Raw genomic sequence first — 25,577 nt, forward strand, 5'->3', positions numbered from 1 at the left:
GACAGAAGCGGGACGCCCTCATGCGGCTGATGCCGTTCAACGTCTGGACGCGCTGGATCAAGCGCCGGGTGCCGACCTCCCTGTGGGGGCGCTCGCTGCTGATCATCGTCCTGCCGGTGCTGATCATGCAGGCGGCGGTGACCTGGGCCTTCTTCGACGCCCACTGGCAGGCTGTGACCGCCCGCCTGTCCGAGGGGCTGGCCGGGGATGTCGCCTGGGCCTCCGAAAGCTATCGCGACGACCCCACGCCTGCGAACATGGAACTGATCGCCGAGCGCGCAGAACGCTCGATGCAGTTGTCCATCGCCTTCCAGCCCGCCGCCGTCCTGCCTGCCGAAGAACGGCGCGGCGCCCTGGGTCTGGTCGACCGGACGATGGAGGCGGCGCTGGCCTCGCGGCTGGACCAGCCGTTCTGGTTCGACACCACCCGCTACCCCGCCTATGTCGACATCCGCGTTCAGGAACCGGACGGCGTCCTGCGCATCATCGCCCCGCGTGAGCGCGCGGTGGCGACACAGGCCCATATCTTCGTCCTGTGGCTGATGATCGCCACCGTCCTGCTGCTGGCCGTGGCGGTGCTGTTCATCCGCAATCAGGTGCGCGCCATCGAACGTCTGGCCCACGCCGCCGAAGCTTTCGGCCGGGGCGAGAGCGTGCCGCGCTTCAAGCCGCATGGCGCGCGCGAGGTCCGGGCCGCCGCCAGCGCCTTTCTGGACATGCGCTCGCGCATCCAGCGCCACATCGACCAGCGCACGGCCCTGCTGGCCTCGGTCAGCCACGACCTGCGCACGCCCCTGACCCGCCTGCGTCTCGAACTGGCCCTGGCCCCGCCGTTCAAGCGCGCCGAGGCGATGAAGGGCGATCTGGACGAGATGGAGCATATGATCGACGAATACTTGGCCTTCGCGCGCGGCGAGGCCGGGGAAGCCGCCCAGACCATCTCCGTTCCCGAAATGCTGCGCCGCGCCGCCGACGACGCCCGCCGCTCCGGCGCGACCGCCGAGGTCGAGGCCCCCGACGACCTGAACATGCTGGCCCGCCCGCTGGCCTTCCGCCGGGCGATCAACAATCTGGTCGGCAACGCCGCCTCGCACGGCGAAGAGGTGCGGCTGACCGCCCGCCCCCTGCCCTCCGGCGGGCTGGAGATCACGGTCGAGGACGACGGCCCCGGCATTCCCGACGACATGCACGAAGAAGCCTTCCGGCCCTTCTCGCGCCTGGACGCCTCGCGCAATCAGAACCGCAAGGGGGTCGGTCTGGGGCTGGCCGTCGCCCGCGACGTGGCCCGCAGCCACGGCGGCGACATCACCCTGGGCCGCAGCGACCTGGGCGGCCTGAAAGCCTCCATCCGCCTGCCCGCCGAACGCCGCGCCCTCTGATCTATTTGAGAAAGCGCGCACTGCGTCAAAACCCGGCACGCCTGATGGACGACGGTCCGCGTCCAGCTTCACGCGATTGACAACAGCCGTCATTAGATGGACGGCTGCACGCTTTCCTCCCTCGATTCCACGCCTTGAAGGATGCCTTCATGAAACCGTTCCTGCGCCTCGCCTCCGTCCTGATGATCGCGGCTTCGGCGTCGCTGGTCGCCGCGTGCGACAACAAGGCGTCGGAGCAGGCTGAGACGGCGGCGGCCCCGGCCGAGGGCGCCCCGACCGCTGCGGCCGGCCCCTTCGATGTGAGCAGCGTGGCACTGTCCAGCGCCAATCTGGGCGACTTCCCCTATCTGCGCCTGCCCGAGGGCTACAGGCTGCAGAACAACGAGACGCACGACTTCGCCGACTTCCCCTTCTGGACCGGCTCGCGCTTTGAAATGGTCGAGGGCCGCGTTCATCAGACCCAGATCGACAATGACAGCGGCAAGAGCTTCTCGCGGCTGGAGCTGCTGCGGAACATGGAGCACGCGCTGAAGGAAGCGGGCGCCGTGCGCATCTTCGACGGCCAGATTCCCAATGAAGCCGCCCACGCCCTGCCCGAGGCGGTGCAGATGGCGGCCCTGAACGGCATCGGCGACATTTACAACAGCCCGTCGCAGACCTGGATCATCCGCCAGGCGAACCGCACGGTCTGGGTCCACCTGTATGTCGGCAGCGAGTCCGGCTCTCTGGCCGTGGCCGAGGTCAAGGCGCTGGTCCCGACCGCCGGCCTGCTGCCCGCCAGCGAACTGGCGAAAAAGATCGCCGCCGACGGCCGCGTCGCCGTGCCGGTCGAATTCGCGCTGGACAAGGCCGACATCCTGGACGCCTCACGCCCCCAGATCGACGCTGTGACCCAATTGCTGAAGGATGACGCCGCCCTGCGTCTGTCCGTCGAGGGCCACACCGACAACACCGGCGCCCCGGCCCGCAATCGGCCCCTGTCCGAGGAACGCGCCCGCGCCGTGGTCGCCGCCCTGACGCAGCAGGGAATCGACGCCAAACGGCTGGAGGCCAAGGGCTTCGGCTCCGACAAGCCGGTGGCCGATAACGCCAGCGACGAAGGCCGCGCCCGCAACCGCCGCGTCGAACTGGTGCGCCTGTCTTAATCAGCAGGCTGTCCTGATCCGGAAAGAGACTGTTTTAAAACCATCCGGCCGGTTCCAGAACACGCGCGGGGGAGGTATGCAGCCTGTATGAGCGACCAGACCCCCTCCTCCCCCGCCGTCTCCCAGGAAGAAGCCGAAGCCGCCGTCCGCACCCTGATCCGCTGGGCCGGCGACAATCCTGACCGCGAAGGCCTGATCGAAACGCCCAAGCGCGTGACCAAGTCCTATCGCGAGCTGTTCCAGGGCTATGAGGTCGAGCCGCGCGACTATCTGGAAAAGACCTTCGAAGAGGTCGGCGGCTATGACGAACTGGTGGTTCTGAAGGACATCCGCTTCGTCAGCTTCTGCGAACACCATATGCTGCCGGTGGTGGGCAAGGCGCACGTCGGCTATCTGCCGACCGACCGGGTCGTTGGCATCTCCAAGCTGGCGCGGGTGGTGCGCGGCTATGCCCGCCGCCTGCAGATTCAGGAAAAGATGACGTCCGAAATCGCCAACGCCATTCAGGACGTGCTGCGTCCCCACGGCGTCGGCGTGGTCATCGAGGCCGAGCACAGCTGCATGACCATGCGCGGCGTCGACGTTCCCGGCGCCAGCCTGTCGACCAGCTGCCTGCTGGGCACCGTCCGAGAAGACCCGCGCACGCGTGAGGAATTCCTGCGCCTCGTTCGGGGTTGAGAATCCGGGGCTGAAGCCTTCATGCCGCCGCCCTGAACCGGGCGGCGTCAGCCGGGCCTGACCGGTCGCCCCCTCGGCCCTATTCGTGCATGAGCCTTTCCGAACGGAGAGGTTCCGATGCTTCAAGCCGTAATTTCGTCCCGGAATGAGCCGCCGCCGATCACGCGGGGCGGCTGGCTGGATGCGCTGCGCTTCATCGTTGCGGGTCTGATCATCCTGCATCACTTCCAGATGTCAGCGCCCATCCCGTTGGCGGTAGCCGTGCATCCGATGTTCGAGCGCAGCGGCTTTCTGCTGACCAACTTCTTCCTGATCGACAGCGGCTATGTGCTGATGCGCGTCTATGGCCGGGCCGTCGGGTCAGGCCGGATGTCGAAGACCGACTTCTTCCTGAAGCGCGCCCTGCGGGTGTTTCCGTCGCATCTGATCGTGCTGGGCCTGCTGGTGGCGCTGGTCATCGGAGCCACGGCGGCGGGGATGCCGCCCAACCATCCCGAGTGGTTCGCCTGGGACCAGCTTCCGGCGCAGGCGGCCCTGGTTCAGGCGTTCGGCGTGCATGGCGGCATCGGCTGGAATGCGCCGACGTGGTCGATCTCGGCCCTGCTGGGCTGTTACCTGGCCTTTCCCTGGGTGCTGAGGGGGCTCAGCCGGATCGGGCCATGGACAGCTCTGGCGTTGGTCCTCGTCGGCTATCTGGCGGCCAATGAACTGAGCTGGGCGATCCTGAAATATCCCGTCTATCAGATGCCCCTCAACCTGGGCATCTGGCGCGCCTTGCCGCTGTTCGTTCTGGGCATGGGACTGGCGTGGTTCGCACAGGGCGTCTGGATCCATCCGCGCGTGGCCGGCTGGGCGGGCGTGCTGGCCGCCGTCGCACTGGGCGTGATCCAGTTGTTCGACAAGCACGCCCTGATCTCACTGACGCTTATCAGCATCATCATTCTGGCGGCGGGGGCGGCGCCGGGGCGCAGGCCCTCGAAGCTGGTCGAGCAGGCGGCGATGGTGTCCTTTTCCATGTTCATCTCGAACGAGGTCGTCCGCATCGCCTGGTTCGGCGGCGCCGACGCTGTGGCGAACCGGCTGGCGCTGGGCGAGTTCTGGCGTTGGGGCCTGTGGGGTCTGGGCGTGCTGGCGGCCTTCGTCTTCGCCTTCGGCCTGCACCATCTGATCGACCAGCCGATCCAGAACCATATCCGCGCCCGCCTTCAGGCGGGCGCACGCAACCCGACCGTCAGCCAGCCCGTCGTCTCGCTCGAAGGCTAAGGGCGAACCTGCGCGCCGCCCGCGCGCGATAGCGCCCAAGAAAAAAGACGCGGAGGTCGCCCTCCGCGTCTTCATCTTTTGACGAACCTGAAGGTCCGTCAGGTCTTAGAGGAGCTTGAGATCCACAGCCGAGGTCTTGCCGCGCTGGGATTCCAGCTCGTATTCGACCTTGGCGTTGTCATCGAGACCCACCAGACCCGCTTTTTGCACAGCGGTGATGTGGACGAAAACGTCCGCGCCGCCCGTGTCGGGTTGAATGAAGCCGAAGCCCTTTGTGGGGTTGAACCACTTGACCGTGCCGGTCGCCATATTGCGTCTCCGTAAACGCGCTTTTCCAGGCGGACGTCCTAGCAGGAGCGTCCGTCAGCCCATCTGGACAAGCTCGTTCAGGCGAAGGAGCAAGACGCGGGTTTGGACCCCACGCGAAATCCGGACTGCAGCGATGTTGTCACCCGCCTATCCACAGCGGTCAACTGTAAAGAGAATTCCAATCGCCCGCCTTTACAGTTAATTTGGCCTTCGCCCGCGCTGATCGTCCCCCGCCGTGTCGAGGTGAAACAGCCCCGGACGCAGGCTTATAGCGCCGCTACACCGGGTCGCCGGACAGACAACCTGAACGACCGACATAACGCCGAATAAACGACGCCCGGCTGGCGCCAGAGGCGAGTTGTCGCACGGCGGGGCTGGCGACGCCGGTGAATTCACAGCAAGGTCGTCCGATCACGACAAAAGGACACGCCGATGGCCAAGGACGATTACGCCGACACGCTGGAAGCCCTGCAGATCCAGATGGTCGAGACCCAGGCCTGGGCCATCGAACAGGGGCTGAAGGTCGTCATCGTCTTCGAGGGCCGCGACGCCGCCGGCAAGGACGGCGCGATCAAGCGGATGACCGAACACATGGCCCCGCGCCAGACCCGCGTCGTCGCCCTGCCCAAGCCGACGGACCGCGAGGCGACGCAGTGGTTCTTCCAGCGCTACATCGCCCACCTGCCCGCAGCGGGCGAGATCGTGATCTTCAACCGCTCCTGGTACAATCGCGCGGGCGTGGAGTCCGTCATGGGCTTCTGCACGCCCGCGGAACACGCCCAGTTCCTGCATGACGTGCCGCATTTCGAGCGGGCGCTGGTCCAGTCGGGCGTCATTCTGATCAAGCTGTGGCTGGACATCAGCCGCGATGAACAGGGCCGCCGTCTGGACGAGCGGATGGAGCACCCGCTGAAACGCTTCAAGGTCTCGGCCCTGGACGCCGAGGCGCAGGCGCGCTGGAGCGACTATTCCGCCGCCCGCGACGAAATGCTGGCCCGCACCCATTCCGAACACGCGCCGTGGACCATCGTGGCGACCGACAAGAAGAAGACAGCCCGGATCAACATCCTGCGCCATGTGCTGCACCGTCTGAACTGGCCCGGCCTGGAAGCGCGCGAACCAGACCCCGAAGTGGTCTTCGCCCCCGCCCAGGCGGACGGGCGACTGGCGGAATAGGACCTGCGCAGGTCCGCCTTCAGCCGGACGGATCGCAATCGGCCGGCCAACGCCGCGCGGATGACCGGACTGCGGCCCGAAGGCTCAGGCGACTGGACGATGGAGTTGGGCGCGCTGGAGGTCCCGTTGTCGCGTCGTTGCGCCGGGGCGCTGGACCGCCTGCGGACGCAGGGGTTAAGACCCTGCGCATGAACACAGCCCCGCTTCCCGATGCCGCCGGCCAGAACTGGGTCGACCGCCATGCGCCCGAGCGTCTGAAGCCTTGGCTGAAGCTGGGCCGCTTCGACCGGCCGATCGGAACGTGGCTGCTGCTGCTGCCCGGCTGGCAGGGAATCATGCTGGCGCTGAATCAGTATGACCGGCCCTTCGGGGGCTATGAGCTGTGGCTGGTCGTCGGCTTCGCCATCGGCGCCGCCCTGATGCGCGGGGCGGGCTGTGCGGTGAACGACATCGTCGACCGCGACTTCGACGCCCAGGTGGCGCGCACCGCCCTGCGCCCCATCCCGGCGGGGCAGATCAGCGTGAAGCAGGCGTGGGCCTTCGTCGGCGGCCTGTCGCTGGTCAGCCTGTGCATCCTGCTGACGATGAACCTGATGTCGGTGCTGCTGGGCGCCCTGTCGCTGGGGCTGGTGGCGGCCTATCCCTTCATGAAGCGCATCACCTGGTGGCCGCAGGCGTGGCTGGGCCTGACCTTCAACTGGGGCGCCCTGCTGGGCTTCGCGGCGGCGACGGGCGGGCTGTTCGCGCTCGGCTGGCTTTATGTGCTGCAGGTCAAGCTCAGCGGCGACAGCTACTGGATGGCTGAAAATCTGGACCGCATGGGCAACCTCGCCCTGTCCGCCGGGCTGCTCTATGCGGGCGGAATCTTCTGGACCCTGGGCTACGACACCATCTACGCGCTTCAGGACATAGAGGACGACGTCATGGCCGGGGTGAAGTCCTCGGCGCGGGCGCTGGGCGGCAGGGTGAAGGAAGGCGTGGCCGTCTTTTACATCCTGGCCGTGGCCCTGGCGGGCGCGGCGGGTTACGTCGCCGGTCTGGGGCCTGTGTTCTATGTCGGTCTGGCGCTCTACGCCCTGCATTTCGTCTGGCAGGTGCGGCGGTTGCAGCCGGAGGACGGAGCCTTGTCCCTGCGTCTGTTTAAATCAAATCGCGATGCGGGGTTGATCCTTCTGGCCGCCATCGCGTTCAACGGCATAGCTTTCTGATCGAACCGTTCCAAAGGAGCCCGGCATGATCCCTTCGCGCCACGTCCGCACCCTTGTCGTCACCGTCGCCGCCGCGGCGATGCTGAGCGCAGGTCTCAGCGCGTGTCAGCGCAAGGACAAGAAGGAGACGCCGCCGGCGCCGCCGGCTTCCGCCCACGCCATCGAAGGCCCGCTGAAGTATGACAGCGCCACACCCTACGCCAAGGTCAGCCTGACCCTGCCCGAGGCCGTGCTGTCCTATCCGAACCTCTATACGCCGCTGTATCGCGACGAAGTGGCCAAGCTGAAGGAATACGCCGAGGGCGCCCAGGCCGACCGCACCGAAGCCGGCTCGCCCGAGGGGATGCCGCCGTATGAGAAGACTATCGTCTATCATGCGCCGATCGAAACCGGCCGTCTGTTCGGCCTGATGCGGATCGACTTCGACTATTCGGGCGGCGCCCATCCGAACACGGTCGCCACCGGCCTGCTGTGGGACAAGTCCGAGGGTCGCCGCATCCCCGCCTCCGACCTGTTCGGCGAAAAAGCCGACAAGACCAATCTGGAACGCGCCCTGTGTCAGGCGGTGAACACCGCCAAAACCAAGCGCCCCGGCGCCACGCCGGTCTCCACCACCAGCGACACCTGGACCTGCCCCAAGCTGAAGGATGTGGCCGTGACCGTGGCTCCCGGCACGGTTCCGGGCAAGGCTGGCGGCCTGACCTTCCTGCTCGACGCCTATGCGGTCGGTCCCTATGTCGAGGGCCCCTATTATCTGACCCTGCCGCTGTCAGCCTTCCAGAGCGCGCTGTCGCCGGAATATGCAGGCGAATTCGCGGGCGAACCGGTCAAGGCAGGCGATGTCACAGAAGACCTGCGCCTGAAGGCGCCGGCCGCTTAAAGTCTGCGGCATGACCACAGGGCGGCGGCCATCATAGCCCCGTCCTGTGTACGCCCCTGCCCTTTGATGCGTCAGCTGTGGGAGTTCTCGAAGATGTCCTCGACCGGCCGCTGGAACAGGGCGGCGATGCGATAGGCCAGGTCCAGCGAGGGATCGTGCTTTTCCGTCTCCAGGGCGTTGATCGCCTGACGCGAGACGCCCAGCGCCTGACCCAACTGTTCCTGCGTCAGATTGCGCTCGACGCGCAGCAGCTTCAGCCGGTTCTTCATCAGTTCGACGACCGGATGAAGGGCGACACCACGCCGAACGCCGCCCAGAACAGCGGATAGATCAGCCAGGCAGGCAGGTGCGGCGCCCCGGCGAAGGTTTCGCCGAACCCCCAGAAGGTCGCGATCGCCATGGCCAGTCCGGCGGCGATGATGAACTGCTTGGCCGTGACCATGCGGACGAACTCATCGCTTTCGCGCATCAGGGCCAGCGTCGCCCAGATCTGACCGATCACCGGCGCAGCGACGGCCGCGGCCAGCACCCAGCCTGCGGGCCGCCCCATGACGCCGTCGAAGGCGTCCGTAGTCATCATCGCCACGCAGATCGCTACATAGGGGACCATGAAGGCGAAGGTGCGGATGACATAGCGGCGCCCCGCCGGGGTCTGTGATCTGGACAGGGTCGTCATGCGTGAAGCTCCTTGGCTTATGTAAGGAGAACCTTACATCAATTTTAAGTCATGTAAACCTGACTTTTTATCAGCCTATCCTGACTTTCTTGCCAGCGGGCGCGGCCGCCCCTAGCTTGGCGTCATGCGTAGTGTTCCTGCCCTCGTCGTCGTCGCCCTCATGATGGCCGCCGTTCCCCTGACGACGGCGACGGCCGCGCCTGCCCCGATGCCGCCGCCCGCCATGCAGTCTTCGCAGCAGGATGTGCGCGGCGCGCGCGAGCATGACGACCTGCCCCGTATGGACGGCGCGCGCATCCGCGCCTGGCGCCAGCTGTCGGTGGCCGAGATCACCCTGCCGACCGGAACAGTGAACGACGGCGGCGCATCCGAACACGTTCTGCGCCTGCAGGGCCAGATCAGCCATCTGGACTATGCGATCCGCCCGGCGGTCCCGCCGCTGGAGATGACGCGCCATTATGAGGCCGCCCTGCGCGACGGGGGCTATGAGACGGTGTTTTCCTGCGCCGGGATCGCCCGCTGCGGATCGGGCATGGGGTCGCTTATCCTGCTCAGCGACAAGACGGCGCCCGCCGGATTCGCGGACGGCGTCTTCAACGATCAGCTGCGGGTGATCGTCGCGCGCAAGGGGTCGACCTGGGTGCTGCTGCACATGACACGGGGGCCGGATCGGTCGCTGGTCTATCAGGCCGTCATCGAGGGCGCCCGTGAGCTCGATTAGGCGCATCGCCGCCCCCGCCCGTTTCATCCGCGACAACACCCGCCTTCAGCCCGTTTCCCACACGCCCGAGATTTCGCTGTGGCTGGCCGACGAGGTCACGCCCATCTGGCGTCTGACGGAGGAGGAGCTGGGCGAGATGGGCCTGCCGCCGCCGTTCTGGGCCTTTGCGTGGGCGGGCGGACAGGCGCTGGCGCGCTGGCTGCTGGACCATCCGCAGGCGGTGGAGGGACGGCGCGTTCTGGACCTTGCGGCCGGATCGGGACTGGTGGGGATCGCGGCGATGAAGGCGGGCGCGGCCTCGGTGCTGGCCGCCGACATCGACCCCTTGTGCGCCGCCGCCGTGGCCGCGAACGCTCAGGCCAACGGCGTTCAGATCGCCTTCACCGCTGATAACCTGCTGGAGGCGCCGCCCGCCGCGTTCGACCTGATCTGCGCCGGGGATGTCTTTTATGAAGGGCCGATGGCGCAGGCGATGCTGGCCTGGCTGAAACAGGCGCGGTCTGCCGGGTCGAGCGTGCTGGTCGGCGATCCGGGGCGGACCTATTTCCCGAAGTCGGGCCTCAGCCTGCTGGCCGAATACCGCGTGCCGACGACGCGCGAACTGGAGGACCAGGAGGTCAAGCGCACGCGCGTCTGGGCGTTGGACGCCTGACGCCTCAGGCGTCGCGGGGCAGGACTGTCAGCACGTGCGCCATGTGCTGGTGGAAGGCTTCCATATAGTCGCGCAGGAACTGCTCCGTGCCGGGGACGCTGACATTGCCGTCATCATCGATCAGGTCCGGCTTCATCTGGATATAGGCCTCGACCGCATTCATCTGCGGCGCGTTCAGGAAGCCGAGGATGGGCCGCAGAACCTGTTGAGCGACCGCCGTGCCGATGGCGCCCGTCGAGGCGCCGATCACCGCCGTAGGCTTGTTCTTGAAAACATTGGTTCCATAGGGGCGGCTGGCCCAGTCCAGGGCGTTCTTCAGTCCGCCTGGGATGGAGCGGTTATATTCCGGGGTGACGATCAGTATGGCGTCGGCCTGTTTGATCGCCGCCTTGAAATCCGTGGCGACCGCCGGAAAATCCTTGTCGTAGTCGTAGGAATAGATCGGCAGTTCGGCGAAGCTGATCTCGGTCATGTTCAGCTTGTCAGGCGCCAGCCTGACCAGCGCCTTGGCCAGCTTGCGGTTGATCGAGCCCTTGGCTAGGCTGCCGATGATGTAGCCGACGTTATAGGTGGTCATGACGCGCGTCTCGCTTGGATGAGCGAAGGCGGCGCAAGCGTCGCCGCCTTCATGGAACAAGGGTCAAATGCCCAAGCGAGCTTAGCAGTTCCTGTTCAGACGCGCACGGCCTGACGCCCCCTGCCCGCCTCGCCGAAAACGCGCAGATAGCGCTCGATCTCGGCCCGGTCGCCGGTGGCCTTTTCGACGTTGTCCGACAGCTTGACCGCCGGACGGCCCGCCGCCTGCGTCACCTTGCACACCAGCGACAGGGGCAGCAGTTCAGGCGCCTCTACGGGGGCGCAGTCGCGGAAGTCGTTGGTCAGATTGGTGCCCCAGCCGAAGCTGGTCCGCACCCGCCCCTTGAAATGGGCGTGGGCCGCCTCGATGCCGTCGACGTCCAGCCCGTCAGCCAGGACCAGCAGGCGCTCACGCGGGTCGCGGCCCTTGGACGCCCACCACTTCATGATGATCTCGCCGCCCTCGATCGGCGGAGCGGAGTCGGGACGGAAACCCTTCCAGTCGGCCAGCCAGTCAGGCGCGTCGTTCAGGAAGGCTTCGGTGCCGAAAGCGTCCGGCAGGGCGATCAGCAGATTGCCGTCATAGGCCGCGCGCCATTCCTCCAGCACCCGATAGGGGGCGGCGCGCAGGGCCGCCTCGTCCTCGCCCGCCATGGCGGCCAGCACCATGGGCAGTTCGTGACCGTTGGTGCCGATGGCCTCAAGATCGTTGTTCATGGCCAGCAGCACGTTTGAGGTGCCGATGAAGGCGCTTCCCAGCCCTTCCTTCAGCGCTTCGACGCACCAGCCCTGCCACAGAAAGCCGTGGCGACGACGCGTGCCGAAGTCGGACAGGGCCAGCGGCTCCAGCTGTCGCAGGCGCTCGATCTTGCTCCACAACCGGGTCTTGGCGCGCGAATAGAGGATGTCCAGTTCGAACCGCCCCATGCGGCGCAGGGCGCGGCGGCTGCGCAGTTCGTTCAGGATCGACAGGGCCGGGATTTCCCACAGGGTGACGTCGGCCCAGCTTCCCGAGAACTCCAGCCGATACTGGCCGTCTGCGCTGCGCGACAGGTCGTATTCGGGCAGGCGATAGTCCGCCAGCCACGCCAGAAAATCCGGACTGAAAATCTGCTTCACCCCATAGAAGGTGTTGCCGCCCAGCCAGATCAGCTCGCGATTGGTGAAGCGCAGGGACCGGGCGTGGTCCAGCTGGGCGCGCAGTTCGGCCTCGTCCACCTCATCGGCCAGCCGCACGGAGGTCGTGCGGTTAATGACGGAAAAAGTCACCGGCACGTCGCGGAAGCGCCGCCAGATCAGCTGCAGCATCAACAGCTTGTAAAAGTCGGTGTCCAGCAGGCTGCGGACGATGGGGTCCAGACGCCAGCCGTGGTCATAGGCCCGCTTGGCCAGGTCGATGCTCGCCATACCTGCTCAGTCCGCCTTTCGTTCCGCCGGTTCGATGACCGCTTCAGCCGGGGCCTCGTCCTCATTGACCAGACGTCCCTCACGGTGCGGCTTGATATAGGGAGTCGGCTGCGGCGTCGGCATATTGCCCCGCATCATGGCCCGCCCGGCCTCCAGCCCGCCCGTGACTTCCAGATCCAATCGCGCCTCGTCGCGGCGGCGAACGTCGGCGATGACCTCAAGCGCCTCGTCTTCCGGCAGGCCCAGTTCCTCCAGCACGGCCTGACCGAACTTCAGGGCGGACTCGAAGGTCTCGCGCACCTGATAGTCCACGCCCGCCTGAATCAGCCGCAGCGAATGGCCCCTGTCGAAGGCGCGGACCAGCAGCTTCACGCCCGGAAACTCGGACTTGACCAACTGGACGATGCGGTCGGCCGTCTCGGGCTTGTCGACGCAGACCAGCACCGCCTCGGCCCGCCCCGCGCCCGAGGCCCGCAGCGTGTCCAGCCGCGTGCCGTCGCCGTAATAGACCTTGAAGCCGAAGTTGCCGGCGGCCTGGATCATCTCCACGTCGTTCTCGATGATCGACACGTCCACGTCGCGCGCCAGCAAGGGCTGGGACACCACCTGAGCGAAGCGGCCGAAGCCGATGATCAGCACCTGACCGCGCAGGCCGTCAGCGGCGTCGACGCCCTCGGCTTTGTCGGGCGACAGGCCCGCCTCGTTGGGCAGGAACCGCTTCAGCGCCAGCGTCGTCAGCGGCGTCAGCGCCATCGACAGGATGACGATGGCCGTCAGGGCCGCCTCGGCCTGTCCGCCGATCACGCCCGCACTGGCGGCGGCGCTATAGAGGACAAAGGCGAACTCGCCGCCCTGGGCGAACAGGGCCGCCCGCTCGACCGCCTCATGATGACGCGCCCTGAACAGGCGGGCGACGACATAGATGACCAGCACCTTCACCACCATGAAGGCCGCCAGCCCGGCGATGACAATGCGCCAGTCGCTGATGACCACGCCGATATCCAGCGCCATGCCCACCGACAGGAAGAACAGACCCAGCAGGATGGCGCGGAACGGCTCCACATCGGCCTCCAGCTGGTGCCGGAAGGTCGAGTCGGACAGCAGCACCCCGGCCAGGAAGGCGCCCATGGCCATCGACAGTCCGACCTCGTCCATGATCCAGGCCGTGCCCGCCACCACCAGCAGGGCGGCGGCCGTCATCACCTCGCGCCCGCCGTTGCGCGCCAGGAAACGGAACGCCGGGTTGATGGCGTAGACCCCCACCGCCAGCACCCCCGCCAGCGCCGCCAACGCCAGACCGATCGACTGCCACAGGGGCGTCTCGCTCTCAGCCGCATGGCCCATCGAGGCGCCCAGCAGGGCGACGATGGCCAGCAGGGGCACAATGGCCAGATCCTCGAACAACAGGATGCTGACCGCCCTCTGACCGCTGGGGGTCGGCAGGTCGCCGCGCTCTTCCAGCATCTGGATGATGACGGCGGTCGAGGACATGACGAAGCCCATCGCCCCGACAAAAGCCACCGGCGCCGACACGCCCGCCGCCATGGCCACGCCCGTCAGGGCCAGCCCTGCCAGCCCCACCTGCGCCGAGCCGAGGCCGAAAATCTCACGCCGCATTCCCCACAGGCGCTTGGGCCGCATCTCCAGCCCGATCAGGAACAGGAAGATGACCACGCCGAATTCGGCGACGTGCAGAATGGTCTGCGGCTCGCGGAACAGGGCCAGGCCGAACGGCCCGATGGCCGCGCCCGCCGCCAGATAGCCCAGCACCGAGCCCAGCCCCAGTTTGCGGAAGATCGGCACGGCCGCCACGCCCGCCGCCAACAGGGCCGCCACATGGCCCAGATCCAGTCCCGTCGCCGCTTCAGCCATCGCTCACCCTTGTCCTGTTGTTTCGATAGTGGGGATGAAACGGCCCGATGGCGAGGGGCGCCGCCCCGGCGTCATCCGCCCCGCGCCCGGAACCCGCCGCGCCGCACAGGGGTTCACCTGCCAGTCGACTGCCGAAATCCCAGCAGGAAAGCCGCCATGAAAATCCGTGAAGTGATGACCCGCGATGTCCAGGTCGCCCGCCCCGAAGACACCCTGCAGGCCGTCGCCGGACGGATGGCGGCAGGGGATTTCGGCTTCATTCCCGTGGCCGACGGCGACCGGCTGATCGGCGCCCTGACCGACCGGGACATCGTGGTGCGCGCCGTCGCCTCGGGCGCCGGGCCAGAGGCGCGGGTGCAGGATGTGCTGTCACGCGACGCCCTGATCGTGCGCGCCGACGACGATCTGAAGGTCGCGCTGGACCTGATGGCCTCGCGCCAGATCCGCCGTCTGCCGGTGGTGGACAAGGACGGCCGTCTGGTCGGCGTCGTCTCGCTGGGCGACCTGTCGACGCGGGTCAAGGAACGCTATGCTGGAGAGGCGCTGGAAGAGATTTCGCGGCCACAGGGTTAACCGCCGCTAACCATTTCCCGGAACCCGGCGATAACGGCCGCAGGCGCATCATCCCCTTCTTTCATCAGGGGAAGTCAGTAGATGGCGCGCGCCCAGTTCCAGAAAGGCCAGAAGGTCTGGGTCGAGAGCGTCGGCGTCTGGGCCCAGGTCGAAAAGGTCATGCCCGTATGGGCCAAGGGCTTCGAAGAGCCGGTGCGCGTCACCTATGACGTCGGACTGGGCCGCGAGTTCGCGGCAGGCGAACTGCAGGCCTCGGCCCATGATCCCGCCGCCGACGCCCTGGGCGACTGGCGCATCCTGCGCGCGCGAAACAAGTGGCAGGAACCGGCCGACTGCACCCATCACCCCTTCCCCGGCAGCTATCCCGTCGTCGTCACCGACAAGGCCGACTGGGGCGGCTGGCGCACGCCCGGCGCCGAATATGACCGCGATCCCCAACGGGTGGAGTTTCAGGCCCGTCTGATCGCCGCCGCGCCTGCCCTGATGGATCTGGCGCAGGACCTGGCCGACGCCGTCGCCGAGGCCCCCGACGACGCCCCGCCCGAGACACGGCGACTGGCGACGAAAGCTCGCGCCGTCCTGCGTCGCATCACCGAAATCGCCGCATCGTCCGCACCCCGCGCACAGCCCCCGGCGCCGGAAAACGACAGGTCTCAGGCTTAGACCAAGGCCTCGGCCGCCCCCTCTCGACGGAACCCGCGACGCAGCCTAGATTCCTTGCTGAAGCCTTACAGGAGGATCGCCTTTGCGGGGCACAGAGCGCCGCAGTTACGGACCGGGCCGGCGGGCCACGGACCAGCAGGCCACGCGCTCCGCGCCCTGGTTCCGCATCCTTGCGTTCGCAGTCATCCTGGCCCTGGGCGCCTGTGTCCTGTTTCTGTCGCGCGAGAACAGCCGCCCCGGCCGTGAGGCCGAAACCGCCCGCCATGAGGCCCTGTCGCTGGAAGCGCGTCTGGCCGCCGCACAGGTCGAGGCGCGGGCTGCCCGCGCCGACGCCGCGCTGGACGCCGCCGCCCGCGCTCTGAGCCAGAATCTCTCGCCGATTCAGGCGCTGGACAGCGCCCGTCAGTCTGATCCCGAGGCCGCCCTGTCGATCGCCGACGCCCAGGGCCGGGTTCTGGCCGCCCGCGGCGAGGCGCCCGGCGCCGCCAAAGACGGTAAGGACGGCCTGTCGATCAGCGGCGATGACCTGATCGTGCGCCGCACGGCGCCGGGCGGTCATATCCTGATGGCCCGCGCGCCCCTGCCCGCGCTCAAACCGACGGTGAAGAGCGCCAGCCTCAACGTCATGCCCTCAAGACAGGCGCCCGCCGAGCCGCGTCTGGCCGCCAAGGGGCCGGACGGCCGCCCCCAGACCGCCGCCGTGGCGCCGATCGGCGACAGCGGCCTGTCGGTCGTCGCCGCCCTGCCGCAGGACGATTCCTTCGCCGCCTGGCTGGACGACGCCTGGGTTCTGGCTGCGCCGCTGCTGCTGATCGTGCTGATGCTGGCGGTGCTGGCGGTGCAGAACTGGCGACAGATGCGGACCAGCCGCCGCTGGGCCGACACCGAGCGCCGCTTTCGCGTCGCGGTCGAGGCCGCCCGCTGCGGCGTGTGGGAATGGGATCTGGTCAAGGGTCAGGCGACCCTGTCGGATTATATGGCCGCCCTGCTGGAGGTCGAGAACGGCGCCGTCCTGACCACTCAGGCCATGATCGAGCGGGTCCACCCGCGCTATCGCCAGACCCTGATCCAGGCACTTGACGTCGCCACGGCCACCGGCGTGTTCGAGGCGGCCTTCCCCGTGCCGCTCAGCGGCGGCGGCGTCCGCTGGATCGACGCGCGCGGCCAATCGCGCCAGCCGCGTCGCGAGGGCGGCTATGACAGTCTGATGGGCGTGGCGCTGGACATCACCGAGGCGCGCCGCACCAAGGCCCAGGCCCAGGCCGCCGAGAGCCGCCTGCGCGACGCCATCGAAAGCGTATCCGACGCCTTCGTCCTGTTCGACCGGCGCGGACGGCTGATCCTGTGGAACCAGGGCTTCCAGGACGCCTTCGCCTTCCCCGAGGGCGTCGTGCGGCTGGGCGCGCACAAGGACGAACTGAACCGCATCGCCGCCGGGGCGATCAAGGCCGATCACCCCTCGGCCGGGTCACGCGCCGGCGTGCGCGAAGTCGAGCTGAAGGACGGCCGCTGGCTGCAGATGGCCGAACGCTCGACCGGCGACGGCGGAACGGTGGTGATCTGCGCTGACATCACCATCATCCGCCTTCAGGAGGCCGAGCGTCGCCGCGCCGCCGACGAGCTGCGCGCCATGGTGACCGAGTTGGAGTCCAGCCGCGAAAACCTGTCGCTTCTGGCCCGCAAATATGAAGTCGCCATGACCCGCGCCGAGGCCGCCAATCAGGCCAAGTCCGAGTTCCTGGCCAATATGAGCCATGAACTGCGCACGCCGCTGAACGCCATCAACGGCTTCTCCGAGATCATGGCGTCCGAGATGTTCGGCCCGCTGGGCGACCCCCGCTACAAGGGATACGCAGCCGACATCCACGGCTCGGGCCAGCATCTTCTGAGCCTGATCAACGACATCCTCGACATGGCCAAGATCGAGGCGGGCAAGCTGACCCTGCACTATGAGCCGATGGCGCTGGACATCCTGTGCGCCGAGGCGGTGCGGCTGATGCGCGGCAAGGCGCAGGAATCCTGCCTCAGACTGACTCTGGACTGCCCCGAAGACCTGCATATCGAGGCCGATCAGCGCGGGCTGAAACAGGTACTGCTGAACCTGATCTCAAACGCGGTGAAGTTCACGCCCGAGGGCGGGGCCGTGGCGGTCAAGGTCGCGCCGCGCGATGCGGACACAGTGCGCGTCTCGGTCATCGACACCGGCATCGGCATCGCCGCCAAGGATCTTGAGCGGCTGGCCCGCCCCTTCGAGCAGGTCGAGGGCCAGCATTCCAAATCGACGCAGGGCACCGGTCTGGGACTGGCCCTGACCAAGTCGCTGATCGAACTGCACGGCGGCGCCATGACCATCGAAAGCGAGCCGGGGCGCGGCACCATCGTCTGGTTCGACCTGCCGATCCGCGCGCCGGAGGGCGCCATGGGGCCGTCAGGCGCCCCGGCCCGTCGCGTTCAGGCCCAGCCGCTTCAGTCGCGCGCGGCCTGACCCGGTTTCGCTACGGCGGACTTATGGTCTGCGGCGGCGTCCTTCGATCCTGATGTTTCATGCCCGTCGTGCTTGCCCTCACGCGGCGGGCGCGGCGAGCGGTGGCGCGACAGGATGGCGGCCATGGCCGCGCGGTCGGCCGGGCTCAGGCGGCTGAGGGTCTCGACCGCCCCCGATTCCAGCCGCGCCCGTCCCCGCATTTCCGATGCGCGCGAGCGTTCCAGCAGGGCCGCCACCGTCACCGCGTCGAACTGATCCGACCGGGTCAGTTCGATGGCTTCGCGCCGCGTGGCGCGGGCCTCTTCAAAGTCAGGCCGGGCCTCAAGTGCGGTGGCTCGCAGTTCACGTCGGATCTGGTCGCGCACCTCGGGCGGGCGGCTTTCGACCACCGACCAGACGCCCTCGTTGCGCCCCGACTGACGGCCCGCCTCGGCCGCCTGTTCGGCCCGCTTGGCCAGCACCCATGCCGTGCCGCCGCCGACCACGGCGAAGATGTTCAGCGCAACCGACGCCGCCAGGGCGATCTTCAGACCTCTTGCGCTCATCCGCCCAGAACCTCCGTGTCGTCGGCGGCGGACAGGGCCGCCTGATACAGCACCGTGTCGGCGCGGATATCCGCCGTCATCTGGGCGTTCAGCACCACGCCGAAGGCTACGCCCGCACAGGCCGCCGCCGCCCAGCCCGCGCCCGACAGCCACGTCAGGACGCCGAAACCGCCACGCCGACGGCGTCCCAGCCCCACGCTGACCGCCGCCGCGATCACCTGCTCGCGCAGGGCATGAGACGCGACCACGCGCGGCGCGGCGTCCAGCAGGGCATCCAGCCCGTCCGCCTGCGCCAGCAGGGCCGAAGCCGATGCGTCAGCCGCCGCCAGCGCGCGGCCCGCCTCTCGCTCGGCGTCGGGCCAGCGGCGCAGGTCGCCGCCATAGGCTTCGGCCAGATATTCAAAGCGTTCCTGCGTCATGGTCATGATCTGCTCCCCCGCGTTTGTCCGTCCAGACGCCCTGCGGCGCCTTTTCGCCCATCCTGCCGCCCGGTCGTATGCGGCGCGATGTCCGCCAGAGCGATTCTCAGGGCGCGACGGCCCCGAGACAGCAGGCTTTCCAGCGCCTCGACGCTGATCTCCATCAGGGCGGCGGCTTCGATATTGCCCAGCTCCTGATAGTGGCAAAGGACGATGGCCTCGCGCTGCCGTTCCGGCAGGCGCGACAGGGCCGCCTGGACCTGGGCGCCCGTCTCGACGGCCAGCAGCCCCCGATCCGGCGCCGGGCCGTCGTCGATACGCTCGGGAAGGACATCAGTCGCGATCTCACGCCGACGCCGCAGACGGTCATAACAGAGGTTCAGCCCCACCCGGTGCAGCCAGGTGTCGAAGCGCGCCTGGCCGGGGGTCCAGCGCGGCGCCTGCCTCCAGGCTCTGAGCATCGCTTCCTGGGCCACGTCTTCAGCCTCCGCCGCATCGCCCAGCATCCGCTGGGCGAGCGTCAACATGCGCGGCAGCTTGCGCGCCACCATGGCCTGAATGGCCGCGGGGTCGCCTTCGCCCACACGGCGCAGCAGATCCTCGTCGGGGTCGACGGTCGTCGCCAATCCAGCCTCTCTGGTCCAACCTGTGGCCCAATCCGCAAAGGGCGGGCGGACGCGCCGCCTTCCCCGACATCACCCTACTCCGAAGCGGGCGCCGAAGGCGACGCCGCCGGTGCGCGCCCCTGACGCGGTTGAGAACGCTGTCGTTGCGGGCGCTCTTCGTGCTTCTGACGCATTTCCGACCGGCGAGCCTGCATGGCGGCGCGGCGTTCGTCCTGGGTCAGCACGCCGTCGCCGTTGGCGTCCATGCGGTTGAAGGCTTCTTCGGCCCGGCGCTCGACATCGGCGATGACGATGGGGAAGCGGGCGTCGCCGCGCGCCATGCCCCTTGCGCCATCCGTTTCACCAGCCCGGCCATGACCGCTCCAGCCATGACCGCCGCCGCCCATCCGGCGCCCGCCCATGCCTTCGCCACGTTCGCCGCGCGCATGGCCCGCCGCGAACTCTTCACGGCTGAGGACGCCGTCCTTGTTCGTATCCAGCCGCTCGAAGCGGGCGGCCTGTCGCTCGGCCCGGCGCGCCTCGGCATAGGCGCGCATTTCCTCGGCCGTCACCTGACCGTCGTTATTGGCGTCCGCCGCACGCAGGCGCTCGACGCGGCGTTGCACGAAGTCAGCCTTGCTGACCGACTCGGCCATGCGGGCGTGGTGCGGGCGCGCATCCGGCCTTGCAGTCGTCTGTCCCTGAGCCGCAGCGCCCCCGCTGACGGCCATGACCAGGGCAAGGGCGGCGACGCCGCTGAATGTCTTTCTCATCTCGATGTTCTCCATCCGGCCCGAAGGCCGCGAAGCATCCCTGTCGAGATATGTAACGCCGCCCGGATCAGATTCCGTCGCGTGTCGTCGGCAAGGCCGCCTCAAAGGCCTGACGCGCCCGCTGTCTCAGGTCGATGAGGCGCGTCTTCAGCGTGTCGAAATCCGGCGCACCGGCCGTGCGCGCCAGCCGCATCCGGAAGCCCGACGGCTCCTGATCCGGGTCGCCCGCGCCCTCAAACGCGCAGGCCATCAGTTGCCCCAGCTGCTGGTGCGTGCGCCAGCTGTCGGCCAGCACGGGATCATCCGCCAGCGCGCCCAGCGTCGAGGTCGCCAGCGGCGCGCCGGCCTGCGCCGCCGTCAACTGGCGATACTGACCAACGAACTCGGCATCGACCTGAGCGCCCGGCGTCAGCTTCAGATCCCAGAAGCCCTTGGGCCGCCTCTCGCGGTCCATCAGGTCGCGCATGGCGCGCACGTCTGCGGCGATGTCGACGCCGGGGCGCGGACGCCGCAGGGCCGCCTCCAGCGCCTCGGCCACGCGCGCGGCGAAGGCGTCATCGCTGGCCCAGACCACCCGCGCCCGTGTCAGAGCCATGAACTCCCAGGTGTCGGCCTCCTGCGCATAATAGGCGTCCATCGCCTCCAGCCGCACGGACACCGGCCCCTTGGAGCCGGTGGGCCGCAACCGCATGTCGACCTCATACAGTCCGCCCTCGGCGGTGTGGGCCGACAGGGCGGCGATGAACCGCTGGGTGAAGCGGCCATAGAAGGTCTCGGCGCTCCAGCCGCGTCCGGCGGACACCGCCTCGGGCGCGGCGGCGTAGACCGTCATCAGGTCCAGATCAGACCCCGCCGACATCTCGCGCGAGCCGGTCTTGCCCAGGGCGACCACGGCGACCGCGCCGTCGAAAGCGCCGCCCATCCGCTCGGCCTCCTTCAACGCGGCGGGCGCAAGCGCGCGCATACAGGCGTCGGCCAGGGCGGTGTTGGCGCGGCCCGCCTCCTCCGGCCCGGCGCGGCCGGTGATGGTGTGCATCCCGATACGGAAGACCTGTTCGCGGTGCTGGCGGCGCACCACATTCATGGCGTCCTCGAAATCGGTCGCGGCGGCGGCCTCGGTCAGAAGCTGGGCCACAATGCCCGAATCCTCATCCAGCTCGGTCAGGAAACGCGCGTCCAGCACCCCGTCCAGCGCCTGAGGCCGCCGCCCCAGCATCCGCGCCAGACGCGGCGCAAAGGCCATCACCTCGACCACCAGTTCAAACAGCTTCGGCTGGTTCAGGAACAGGGCCTGCACCTGCACCCCGGCGCTGAGGCCGGAGAAGAAGACGGCGAACCGGCGGAAGGCGGCGTCCGGCGCTCCCGTCTTGGCCACCGCCGTCAGCAGTTGCGGCGCCAGCCGGGTGAACAGCTCGCGTCCCCGCGCCGTGCGCGTCGCCTGAATGCGGCCGTGGTGCCAGCTGCGGATCGTGTCCGACACGCTGGCGGGCTCGGAAAAGCCCATGCGGGCCAGCGTTTCCAGCGTGCCGGGATCGTTCTCCACCCCCGTGAAGACGAGGCTGCCATAGGGGGAGGACAGGTCTTCGCCGCCCTCGAACAGTTCGCCATAGCGGGTGTTGACCCGCACCAGCAGGCGCTCGATCCCGGCGTCGAAGGCCGCCAGATCGCCCTGCCCCGCCAGAGCCGCCACATCGGCGCGGCGTTCAGGATCGACCGGCAGGATGTGCGTCTGCTCGTCCGCCAGCATCTGCGCCCGATGTTCCAGCGCGCGCAGTTCGACATAGGCGGCGCGCAGTTCGTCGCGCGCCTCAGGGCTGACATGGCCCGCCTTGGTCAGGGCGTCCAGCGCCTCCAGCGTGCGCGGCGAGCGTAAGGCCCGATTGCGACCGCCCAGGATCAGCTGCTGGGTCTGGACGTAGAACTCGATCTCGCGGATGCCGCCGCGGCCCAGTTTCAGATTGGCGCCCGCCGCATCCAGCCCCTCGCCGGTCTTGTGGACGTGGATCTGTTTCTTGATCGACTGGATGTCCAGAACCGCCTGATAATCCAGACTGCGGCGCCAGATGTAGGGGACCAGCGCCTTCAGGAAATCGGCGCCCTCGCCCGCATCCCCGGCGCAGACGCGGGCCTTGATGAAGGCCGCCCTCTCCCAGTTCTGGCCGACAGATTCATAATAGGCCAAGGCCATCGGCGCCGCGACCACGGGCGGGGTCGAGGACGGGTCGGGCCGCAGCCGCAGATCGACGCGGAAGACGTAGCCGTCCGCCGTCCGCTCGGCCAACAGAGCCGTCAGCCCCTGCGCCAGGCGGTTGACGAAGCCCTGCATCTCCACGCCCTCGGACAGGGCGGTTTCAAGCGCTTCCGGCTCGTAAAACAGCGACAGGTCGATGTCCGAGGAATAGTTCAGCTCGAACGCCCCGCCCTTGCCCATGGCCAGGACGAACAGGCCCGGAACCGGCCCGCGCGGATCGTCGGGCGCCGAGATCAGCCGCCCACGTCTGCGCCAGTCGTCGGCCAGAATTCTGAGCGCCGCGCGCGCCGTCGCATCGGCGAAGCGCGACAGGGCGCCCGTCACCTGATCCAGGCCCCAGACCCCGCCCAGATCGCACAGGGCCGTCAGCAGATGCAGTTCCGCTTTCAGATGACGCAGCGGCGCCTTGGCCTCATCCGGCCCAACGGTCAGGGCGTCTGCAGCCGCCAGAATCTCCGCCAGCCGCGCCTCGGGATCGCTGTCCAGCGTCCGCCGCAGCCGATCCGGCCAGCGCCGCGCCAACCCGGCCAGATAGGGCGAGGCGGCGAAGACCGGCTCCAGCGCGCCCCACGCCGCATCCAACGCCGCGCTCCAGCCGTCGGCGTCCGCCGCCTCGGCCAGCCGCTCATGCAGGCGCGCCGCCGCCTCGACGTCGCGCAAAGGGCCGCACGGCTGCAACCGCATCGCCAGAGCTGTCGTCACGCTTCGATCCCTGCCTCTGACGCCCGCGTCGCGGCGGGCAGGATCAGGGCCACGCGCAGACCCGGCCCGCGCCCGTCATAGACGCCCGGCCCCTCGTCCAGCTGGACGCGCCCGCCGTGCGCCTCGGCCACCGCCGTGACCAGCGACAGGCCAAGGCCCGAACCCGGCTCAGTGCGACTGTTGTCCAGGCGGACGAAGCGTTGCAGCACCCGCTCGCGATCCTCGTCTGGCACGCCGGGTCCGTTGTCGGTCACGGAAAACTCCACATCGCCGGACGAGCGTCGCCGCGCACGGAACATCACCGCCCCGCCCTCGGGCGTATATTTGATGGCGTTGTCGATCAGATTGGCCAGCGCCTGAGCCAGGAAGGGCTGATTGCCCTCGATCATCAGCCCCTTCTCGATCTCGGCGGCGAACTCCAGCCCCTTGTCCTCGCCCGCCGGTTCGTAAAGCTCGGCCATGTCGGAGGCCAGATCGGCGGCGTCGAACACCTTCAGATCGGGCGCCCCGCCCGACTGCAACCGGGCGATGGCCAGCACGGTGTTGAAGGTCTTCAGCAGGGCGTCCGCCTCGTCCAGCGCCACGCTGAGGGCGTCGACGCCCGACGTCCGCCCCGCCTCGGCGTCGATCAGGGCGACCTCCATCTTGGCCTTCATGCGGTTCAACGGCGTGCGCAGGTCGTGGGCGATGGCGTCGCCCGCATGGCGGATCGAGGCCATCGAGCCTTCCAGCCGGTCGAGCATCCCGTTCAGGCCCTCGCCCAGTTCGTCCAGCTCGTCGCCCGAATGACGGACAGGCACGCGCGCCTTCAGATCGCCGTCCTGCACCGCCGTCACCACGCGGTTCAGCCCGCCCATGGCCCGCTCCACGCCCCGGCTGACCCACAGGCCGCCGCCGACGCCCAGCACCAGCACCATGATCATGGCGCCCCACAGGGCCTGGGTCAGGCGCGACAGATAGGCCTCGATGTCGCCGGTGTCCTCGCCCACGAACAGGTGTTCGCCGCCCGACAGGGTCATCTCGACCCCGATGGCGCCGCGCCGACGCACACGGCCGTCCTCATCCGTGTCGGTCAGGCGGAACGTCTCCCAGCGCGCCGTCGAGGGCGGCGCATCTGCTCTTGGCGGGTCGATGGGTGATTCCGACACATTGCCGGTGATGACCGACCGATCCGGCGCCATCAGCAGATAGAGATATGGCCCGCCCTTCAGCGTGCGCTCGACCAGCAGCTGATTCAGAGCGTCGCGGCCGCGCGTGCGATAGACCGCCGTCAGGCTCTCGACCTCGCCCCTGACGCTGGCCTCGGCCCGCGCCCGCGCTTCCGACGCCGAGGCGAAATAGACATAGGCCAGCACGGCGCTGGCCGTCGCCACGAACAGCGCCAGAAACAGCAGCGTCAGCCGAAAGGGCGTCCGTCGAAAGAGCGAGGGGAGTTTCACGCTACGCCTCTCCCTCCCCGCCCCGGGGAGGGTGGTCGCGCAGCGACCGGGTGGGGCGGGCAAGGCAATGCTGACGCACCTCAGCCACGATGAGCTCCAGATCGTCCCTCACAGCCAGGCTTGTATATCGCAGCGTCCGCCATCCCTGCCTCGCCAATACGGCGTCCCGCACCCTGTCCTTGCGCGCCCGATCTTCACCGTCATGGGAAGCGCCGTCCACCTCGACCGCAACGAGGCGATCAATGCAGGCGAAATCGAGAAAATAGCCTCGCCACGGCGCCTGTCTTCTGAAGTGAAGGCCATCGGTTCTGAGACCGCGCAAAGCCGACCACAATCGCGCCTCCGACGGCGTCAGCGCCTTTCGCATGGCGCGGGCTCTGGCGATGATCGCCATATCGCCTTGCCCTCCCCACCCGGTCGCTGCGCGACCACCCTCCCCGGGACGGGGAGGCAAAGGTTGCGCCCGTGTTAGTTACGCCTCGAGCCGATACCCCGCGCCGCGGACCGTCTGCAGCATGGCCCTGTCGAAGCCCTTGTCGATCTTGGAGCGCAGTCGGCTGATGTGCACGTCGATGACGTTGGTCTGGGGGTCGAAGTGGTATTCCCAGACCTTCTCCAGCAGCATGGTGCGCGTCACCGACTGGCCCGCGTGGCGCATCAGGAATTCCAGCAGCTGGAACTCGCGCGGCTGCAGGTCGATCTCCTGGCCATCGCGGTGGACGCTGCGGGCGATCAGGTTCATCTCGAGGTCGCCGACCTTCAGCACCGTCTGCACCCCGCCCGTCTCGCGGCGGCGCGACAGGGCCTCGACCCGCGCGACCAGTTCGGCCAGGGCGTAGGGCTTGACCAGATAGTCGTCGGCGCCCGCCTTCAGGCCCGTGACGCGGTCCTCGACCTCGCCCAGGGCGGACAGGAACAGTACCGGCGTCTGATCGCCGCCCTTGCGGATCGTCTCGACCATGCCGACGCCGTCCAGGCGCGGCATCATGCGGTCCACGACATAGACGTCGTAGCCGCCCTTCTGCGATTCCAGCAGGCCGAAGGCGCCGTCCACCGCGTGGGTGACCTCATGCCCGGCCTCGGTCAGGCCGCGCACCATGGCGGTCGCGGCCTCGGCGTCGTCCTCAACCACCAGAATACGCATGGGCCTCTCCAGATAAAGATTCGGCGGCGATGTTAG

The 25,577-nt window shown here is 68.3% G+C and carries 26 protein-coding genes; 12 read left to right on the forward strand and 14 right to left on the reverse strand.

Annotated elements, in window-relative coordinates:
* Positions 1 to 20: 20 nt before the first annotated feature.
* The 4 genes from ACORJG_RS09935 to ACORJG_RS09950 all read left to right on the forward strand — a co-directional run bounded on the left by ACORJG_RS09935 (position 21) and on the right by ACORJG_RS09950 (position 4,465).
* A complete protein-coding gene (locus tag ACORJG_RS09935) occupies positions 21 to 1,379 on the forward strand; it encodes an ATP-binding protein (protein WP_427788875.1) in 1,359 nt (452 codons plus the stop codon).
* A 149-nt stretch (positions 1,380 to 1,528) separates the two neighbouring features.
* Positions 1,529 to 2,524, forward strand: coding sequence for an OmpA family protein (locus ACORJG_RS09940; RefSeq protein WP_427788876.1), 996 nt, complete (start codon positions 1,529 to 1,531; stop codon positions 2,522 to 2,524).
* A gap of 87 nt (positions 2,525 to 2,611) precedes the next feature.
* Positions 2,612 to 3,202: a GTP cyclohydrolase I FolE gene (gene folE, locus ACORJG_RS09945; RefSeq protein WP_427788877.1), complete on the forward strand. Its 591-nt coding sequence runs from the start codon at positions 2,612 to 2,614 to the stop codon at positions 3,200 to 3,202.
* Between the two features lie 117 nt (positions 3,203 to 3,319).
* The gene (locus tag ACORJG_RS09950; RefSeq protein WP_427788878.1) at positions 3,320 to 4,465 is read left to right on the forward strand and encodes an acyltransferase family protein; all 1,146 of its coding nucleotides are present in this window, start codon (positions 3,320 to 3,322) and stop codon (positions 4,463 to 4,465) included.
* A gap of 105 nt (positions 4,466 to 4,570) precedes the next feature.
* On the opposite strand, the gene ACORJG_RS09955 is transcribed toward ACORJG_RS09950, so the two are convergent.
* Positions 4,571 to 4,774 carry a cold-shock protein gene (locus ACORJG_RS09955; protein ID WP_087140970.1) on the reverse strand — a complete coding sequence of 68 codons (204 nt, stop codon included), beginning with the start codon at positions 4,772 to 4,774 and terminating at the stop codon, positions 4,571 to 4,573.
* Positions 4,775 to 5,206: 432 nt separating this feature from the next.
* Between ACORJG_RS09955 and ppk2 the strand changes: the two genes are divergently transcribed.
* The 3 genes from ppk2 to ACORJG_RS09970 all read left to right on the forward strand — a co-directional run bounded on the left by ppk2 (position 5,207) and on the right by ACORJG_RS09970 (position 8,038).
* A complete protein-coding gene (gene ppk2, locus ACORJG_RS09960; RefSeq protein ID WP_427788879.1) occupies positions 5,207 to 5,950 on the forward strand; it encodes a polyphosphate kinase 2 in 744 nt (247 codons plus the stop codon).
* A 188-nt stretch (positions 5,951 to 6,138) separates the two neighbouring features.
* The gene (locus tag ACORJG_RS09965; protein ID WP_427788880.1) at positions 6,139 to 7,158 is read left to right on the forward strand and encodes a UbiA family prenyltransferase; all 1,020 of its coding nucleotides are present in this window, start codon (positions 6,139 to 6,141) and stop codon (positions 7,156 to 7,158) included.
* 25 nt (positions 7,159 to 7,183) lie between these two features.
* Positions 7,184 to 8,038 carry an RsiV family protein gene (locus tag ACORJG_RS09970; protein ID WP_427788881.1) on the forward strand — a complete coding sequence of 285 codons (855 nt, stop codon included), beginning with the start codon at positions 7,184 to 7,186 and terminating at the stop codon, positions 8,036 to 8,038.
* Between the two features lie 71 nt (positions 8,039 to 8,109).
* On the opposite strand, the gene ACORJG_RS09975 is transcribed toward ACORJG_RS09970, so the two are convergent.
* Together ACORJG_RS09975 and ACORJG_RS09980 are read right to left on the reverse strand one after the other, a co-directional pair.
* Positions 8,110 to 8,307, reverse strand: a complete 198-nt coding sequence (locus ACORJG_RS09975) for a helix-turn-helix transcriptional regulator (protein ID WP_427788882.1) — start codon at positions 8,305 to 8,307, stop codon at positions 8,110 to 8,112.
* On the reverse strand, positions 8,307 to 8,714 hold the full coding sequence (locus ACORJG_RS09980) for a hypothetical protein (protein ID WP_427788883.1): 408 nt from the start codon (positions 8,712 to 8,714) through the stop codon (positions 8,307 to 8,309). The genes ACORJG_RS09975 and ACORJG_RS09980 overlap by 1 nt, the downstream gene beginning before the upstream one ends.
* Positions 8,715 to 8,838: 124 nt before the next feature.
* On the opposite strand from ACORJG_RS09980, the gene ACORJG_RS09985 reads away from it, so the two are divergent.
* A complete protein-coding gene (locus ACORJG_RS09985; protein WP_427788884.1) occupies positions 8,839 to 9,435 on the forward strand; it encodes a hypothetical protein in 597 nt (198 codons plus the stop codon).
* Positions 9,422 to 10,087, forward strand: coding sequence for a class I SAM-dependent methyltransferase (locus ACORJG_RS09990; protein ID WP_427788885.1), 666 nt, complete (start codon positions 9,422 to 9,424; stop codon positions 10,085 to 10,087). Before ACORJG_RS09985 ends, ACORJG_RS09990 begins: the two co-directional genes overlap by 14 nt.
* Positions 10,088 to 10,091: 4 nt before the next feature.
* Here the strand turns inward: ACORJG_RS09990 and ACORJG_RS09995 are convergent, their stop codons facing one another.
* The 3 genes from ACORJG_RS09995 to ACORJG_RS10005 all read right to left on the reverse strand — a co-directional run bounded on the left by ACORJG_RS09995 (position 10,092) and on the right by ACORJG_RS10005 (position 13,942).
* Positions 10,092 to 10,664, reverse strand: coding sequence for an NADPH-dependent FMN reductase (locus tag ACORJG_RS09995; protein ID WP_427788886.1), 573 nt, complete (start codon positions 10,662 to 10,664; stop codon positions 10,092 to 10,094).
* 95 nt (positions 10,665 to 10,759) lie between these two features.
* Positions 10,760 to 12,070, reverse strand: a complete 1,311-nt coding sequence (locus ACORJG_RS10000; protein WP_427788887.1) for a nicotinate phosphoribosyltransferase — start codon at positions 12,068 to 12,070, stop codon at positions 10,760 to 10,762.
* 6 nt (positions 12,071 to 12,076) lie between these two features.
* Positions 12,077 to 13,942, reverse strand: coding sequence for a monovalent cation:proton antiporter-2 (CPA2) family protein (locus ACORJG_RS10005; RefSeq protein ID WP_427788888.1), 1,866 nt, complete (start codon positions 13,940 to 13,942; stop codon positions 12,077 to 12,079).
* 156 nt (positions 13,943 to 14,098) lie between these two features.
* On the opposite strand from ACORJG_RS10005, the gene ACORJG_RS10010 reads away from it, so the two are divergent.
* The 3 genes from ACORJG_RS10010 to ACORJG_RS10020 all read left to right on the forward strand — a co-directional run bounded on the left by ACORJG_RS10010 (position 14,099) and on the right by ACORJG_RS10020 (position 17,663).
* Positions 14,099 to 14,515 carry a CBS domain-containing protein gene (locus tag ACORJG_RS10010; RefSeq protein WP_427788889.1) on the forward strand — a complete coding sequence of 139 codons (417 nt, stop codon included), beginning with the start codon at positions 14,099 to 14,101 and terminating at the stop codon, positions 14,513 to 14,515.
* An 81-nt stretch (positions 14,516 to 14,596) separates the two neighbouring features.
* On the forward strand, positions 14,597 to 15,178 hold the full coding sequence (locus ACORJG_RS10015; protein WP_427788890.1) for a hypothetical protein: 582 nt from the start codon (positions 14,597 to 14,599) through the stop codon (positions 15,176 to 15,178).
* 82 nt (positions 15,179 to 15,260) lie between these two features.
* On the forward strand, positions 15,261 to 17,663 hold the full coding sequence (locus ACORJG_RS10020; protein ID WP_427788891.1) for an ATP-binding protein: 2,403 nt from the start codon (positions 15,261 to 15,263) through the stop codon (positions 17,661 to 17,663).
* On the opposite strand, the gene ACORJG_RS10025 is transcribed toward ACORJG_RS10020, so the two are convergent.
* The 8 genes from ACORJG_RS10025 to ACORJG_RS10060 all read right to left on the reverse strand — a co-directional run bounded on the left by ACORJG_RS10025 (position 17,645) and on the right by ACORJG_RS10060 (position 25,541).
* Positions 17,645 to 18,208 (reverse strand): periplasmic heavy metal sensor, encoded by a 564-nt coding sequence (locus tag ACORJG_RS10025; RefSeq protein WP_427788892.1) that lies wholly within the window; start codon positions 18,206 to 18,208, stop codon positions 17,645 to 17,647. The genes ACORJG_RS10020 and ACORJG_RS10025 overlap by 19 nt on opposite strands.
* Positions 18,205 to 18,633 (reverse strand): hypothetical protein, encoded by a 429-nt coding sequence (locus ACORJG_RS10030; RefSeq protein WP_427788893.1) that lies wholly within the window; start codon positions 18,631 to 18,633, stop codon positions 18,205 to 18,207. Before ACORJG_RS10030 ends, ACORJG_RS10025 begins: the two co-directional genes overlap by 4 nt.
* The gene (locus ACORJG_RS10035; RefSeq protein ID WP_427788894.1) at positions 18,630 to 19,253 is read right to left on the reverse strand and encodes an RNA polymerase sigma factor; all 624 of its coding nucleotides are present in this window, start codon (positions 19,251 to 19,253) and stop codon (positions 18,630 to 18,632) included. The genes ACORJG_RS10030 and ACORJG_RS10035 overlap by 4 nt, the downstream gene beginning before the upstream one ends.
* 74 nt (positions 19,254 to 19,327) lie before the next feature.
* Complete coding sequence (locus ACORJG_RS10040; RefSeq protein WP_427788895.1) at positions 19,328 to 20,005, reverse strand: hypothetical protein; 678 nt, start codon at positions 20,003 to 20,005, stop codon at positions 19,328 to 19,330.
* A 67-nt stretch (positions 20,006 to 20,072) separates the two neighbouring features.
* Positions 20,073 to 22,940, reverse strand: a complete 2,868-nt coding sequence (locus ACORJG_RS10045) for a bifunctional [glutamine synthetase] adenylyltransferase/[glutamine synthetase]-adenylyl-L-tyrosine phosphorylase (protein ID WP_427793012.1) — start codon at positions 22,938 to 22,940, stop codon at positions 20,073 to 20,075.
* A gap of 14 nt (positions 22,941 to 22,954) precedes the next feature.
* Positions 22,955 to 24,397: a sensor histidine kinase gene (locus ACORJG_RS10050; RefSeq protein WP_427788896.1), complete on the reverse strand. Its 1,443-nt coding sequence runs from the start codon at positions 24,395 to 24,397 to the stop codon at positions 22,955 to 22,957.
* 1 nt (position 24,398) lies between these two features.
* On the reverse strand, positions 24,399 to 24,791 hold the full coding sequence (locus tag ACORJG_RS10055) for an endonuclease domain-containing protein (RefSeq protein ID WP_427788897.1): 393 nt from the start codon (positions 24,789 to 24,791) through the stop codon (positions 24,399 to 24,401).
* Positions 24,792 to 24,869: 78 nt separating this feature from the next.
* Positions 24,870 to 25,541 carry a response regulator transcription factor gene (locus tag ACORJG_RS10060; protein ID WP_346530892.1) on the reverse strand — a complete coding sequence of 224 codons (672 nt, stop codon included), beginning with the start codon at positions 25,539 to 25,541 and terminating at the stop codon, positions 24,870 to 24,872.
* Positions 25,542 to 25,577: the final 36 nt, after the last annotated feature.

It is taken from the genome of Brevundimonas diminuta (assembly GCF_050310045.1).
Taxonomy (GTDB): domain Bacteria; phylum Pseudomonadota; class Alphaproteobacteria; order Caulobacterales; family Caulobacteraceae; genus Brevundimonas; species Brevundimonas diminuta_F.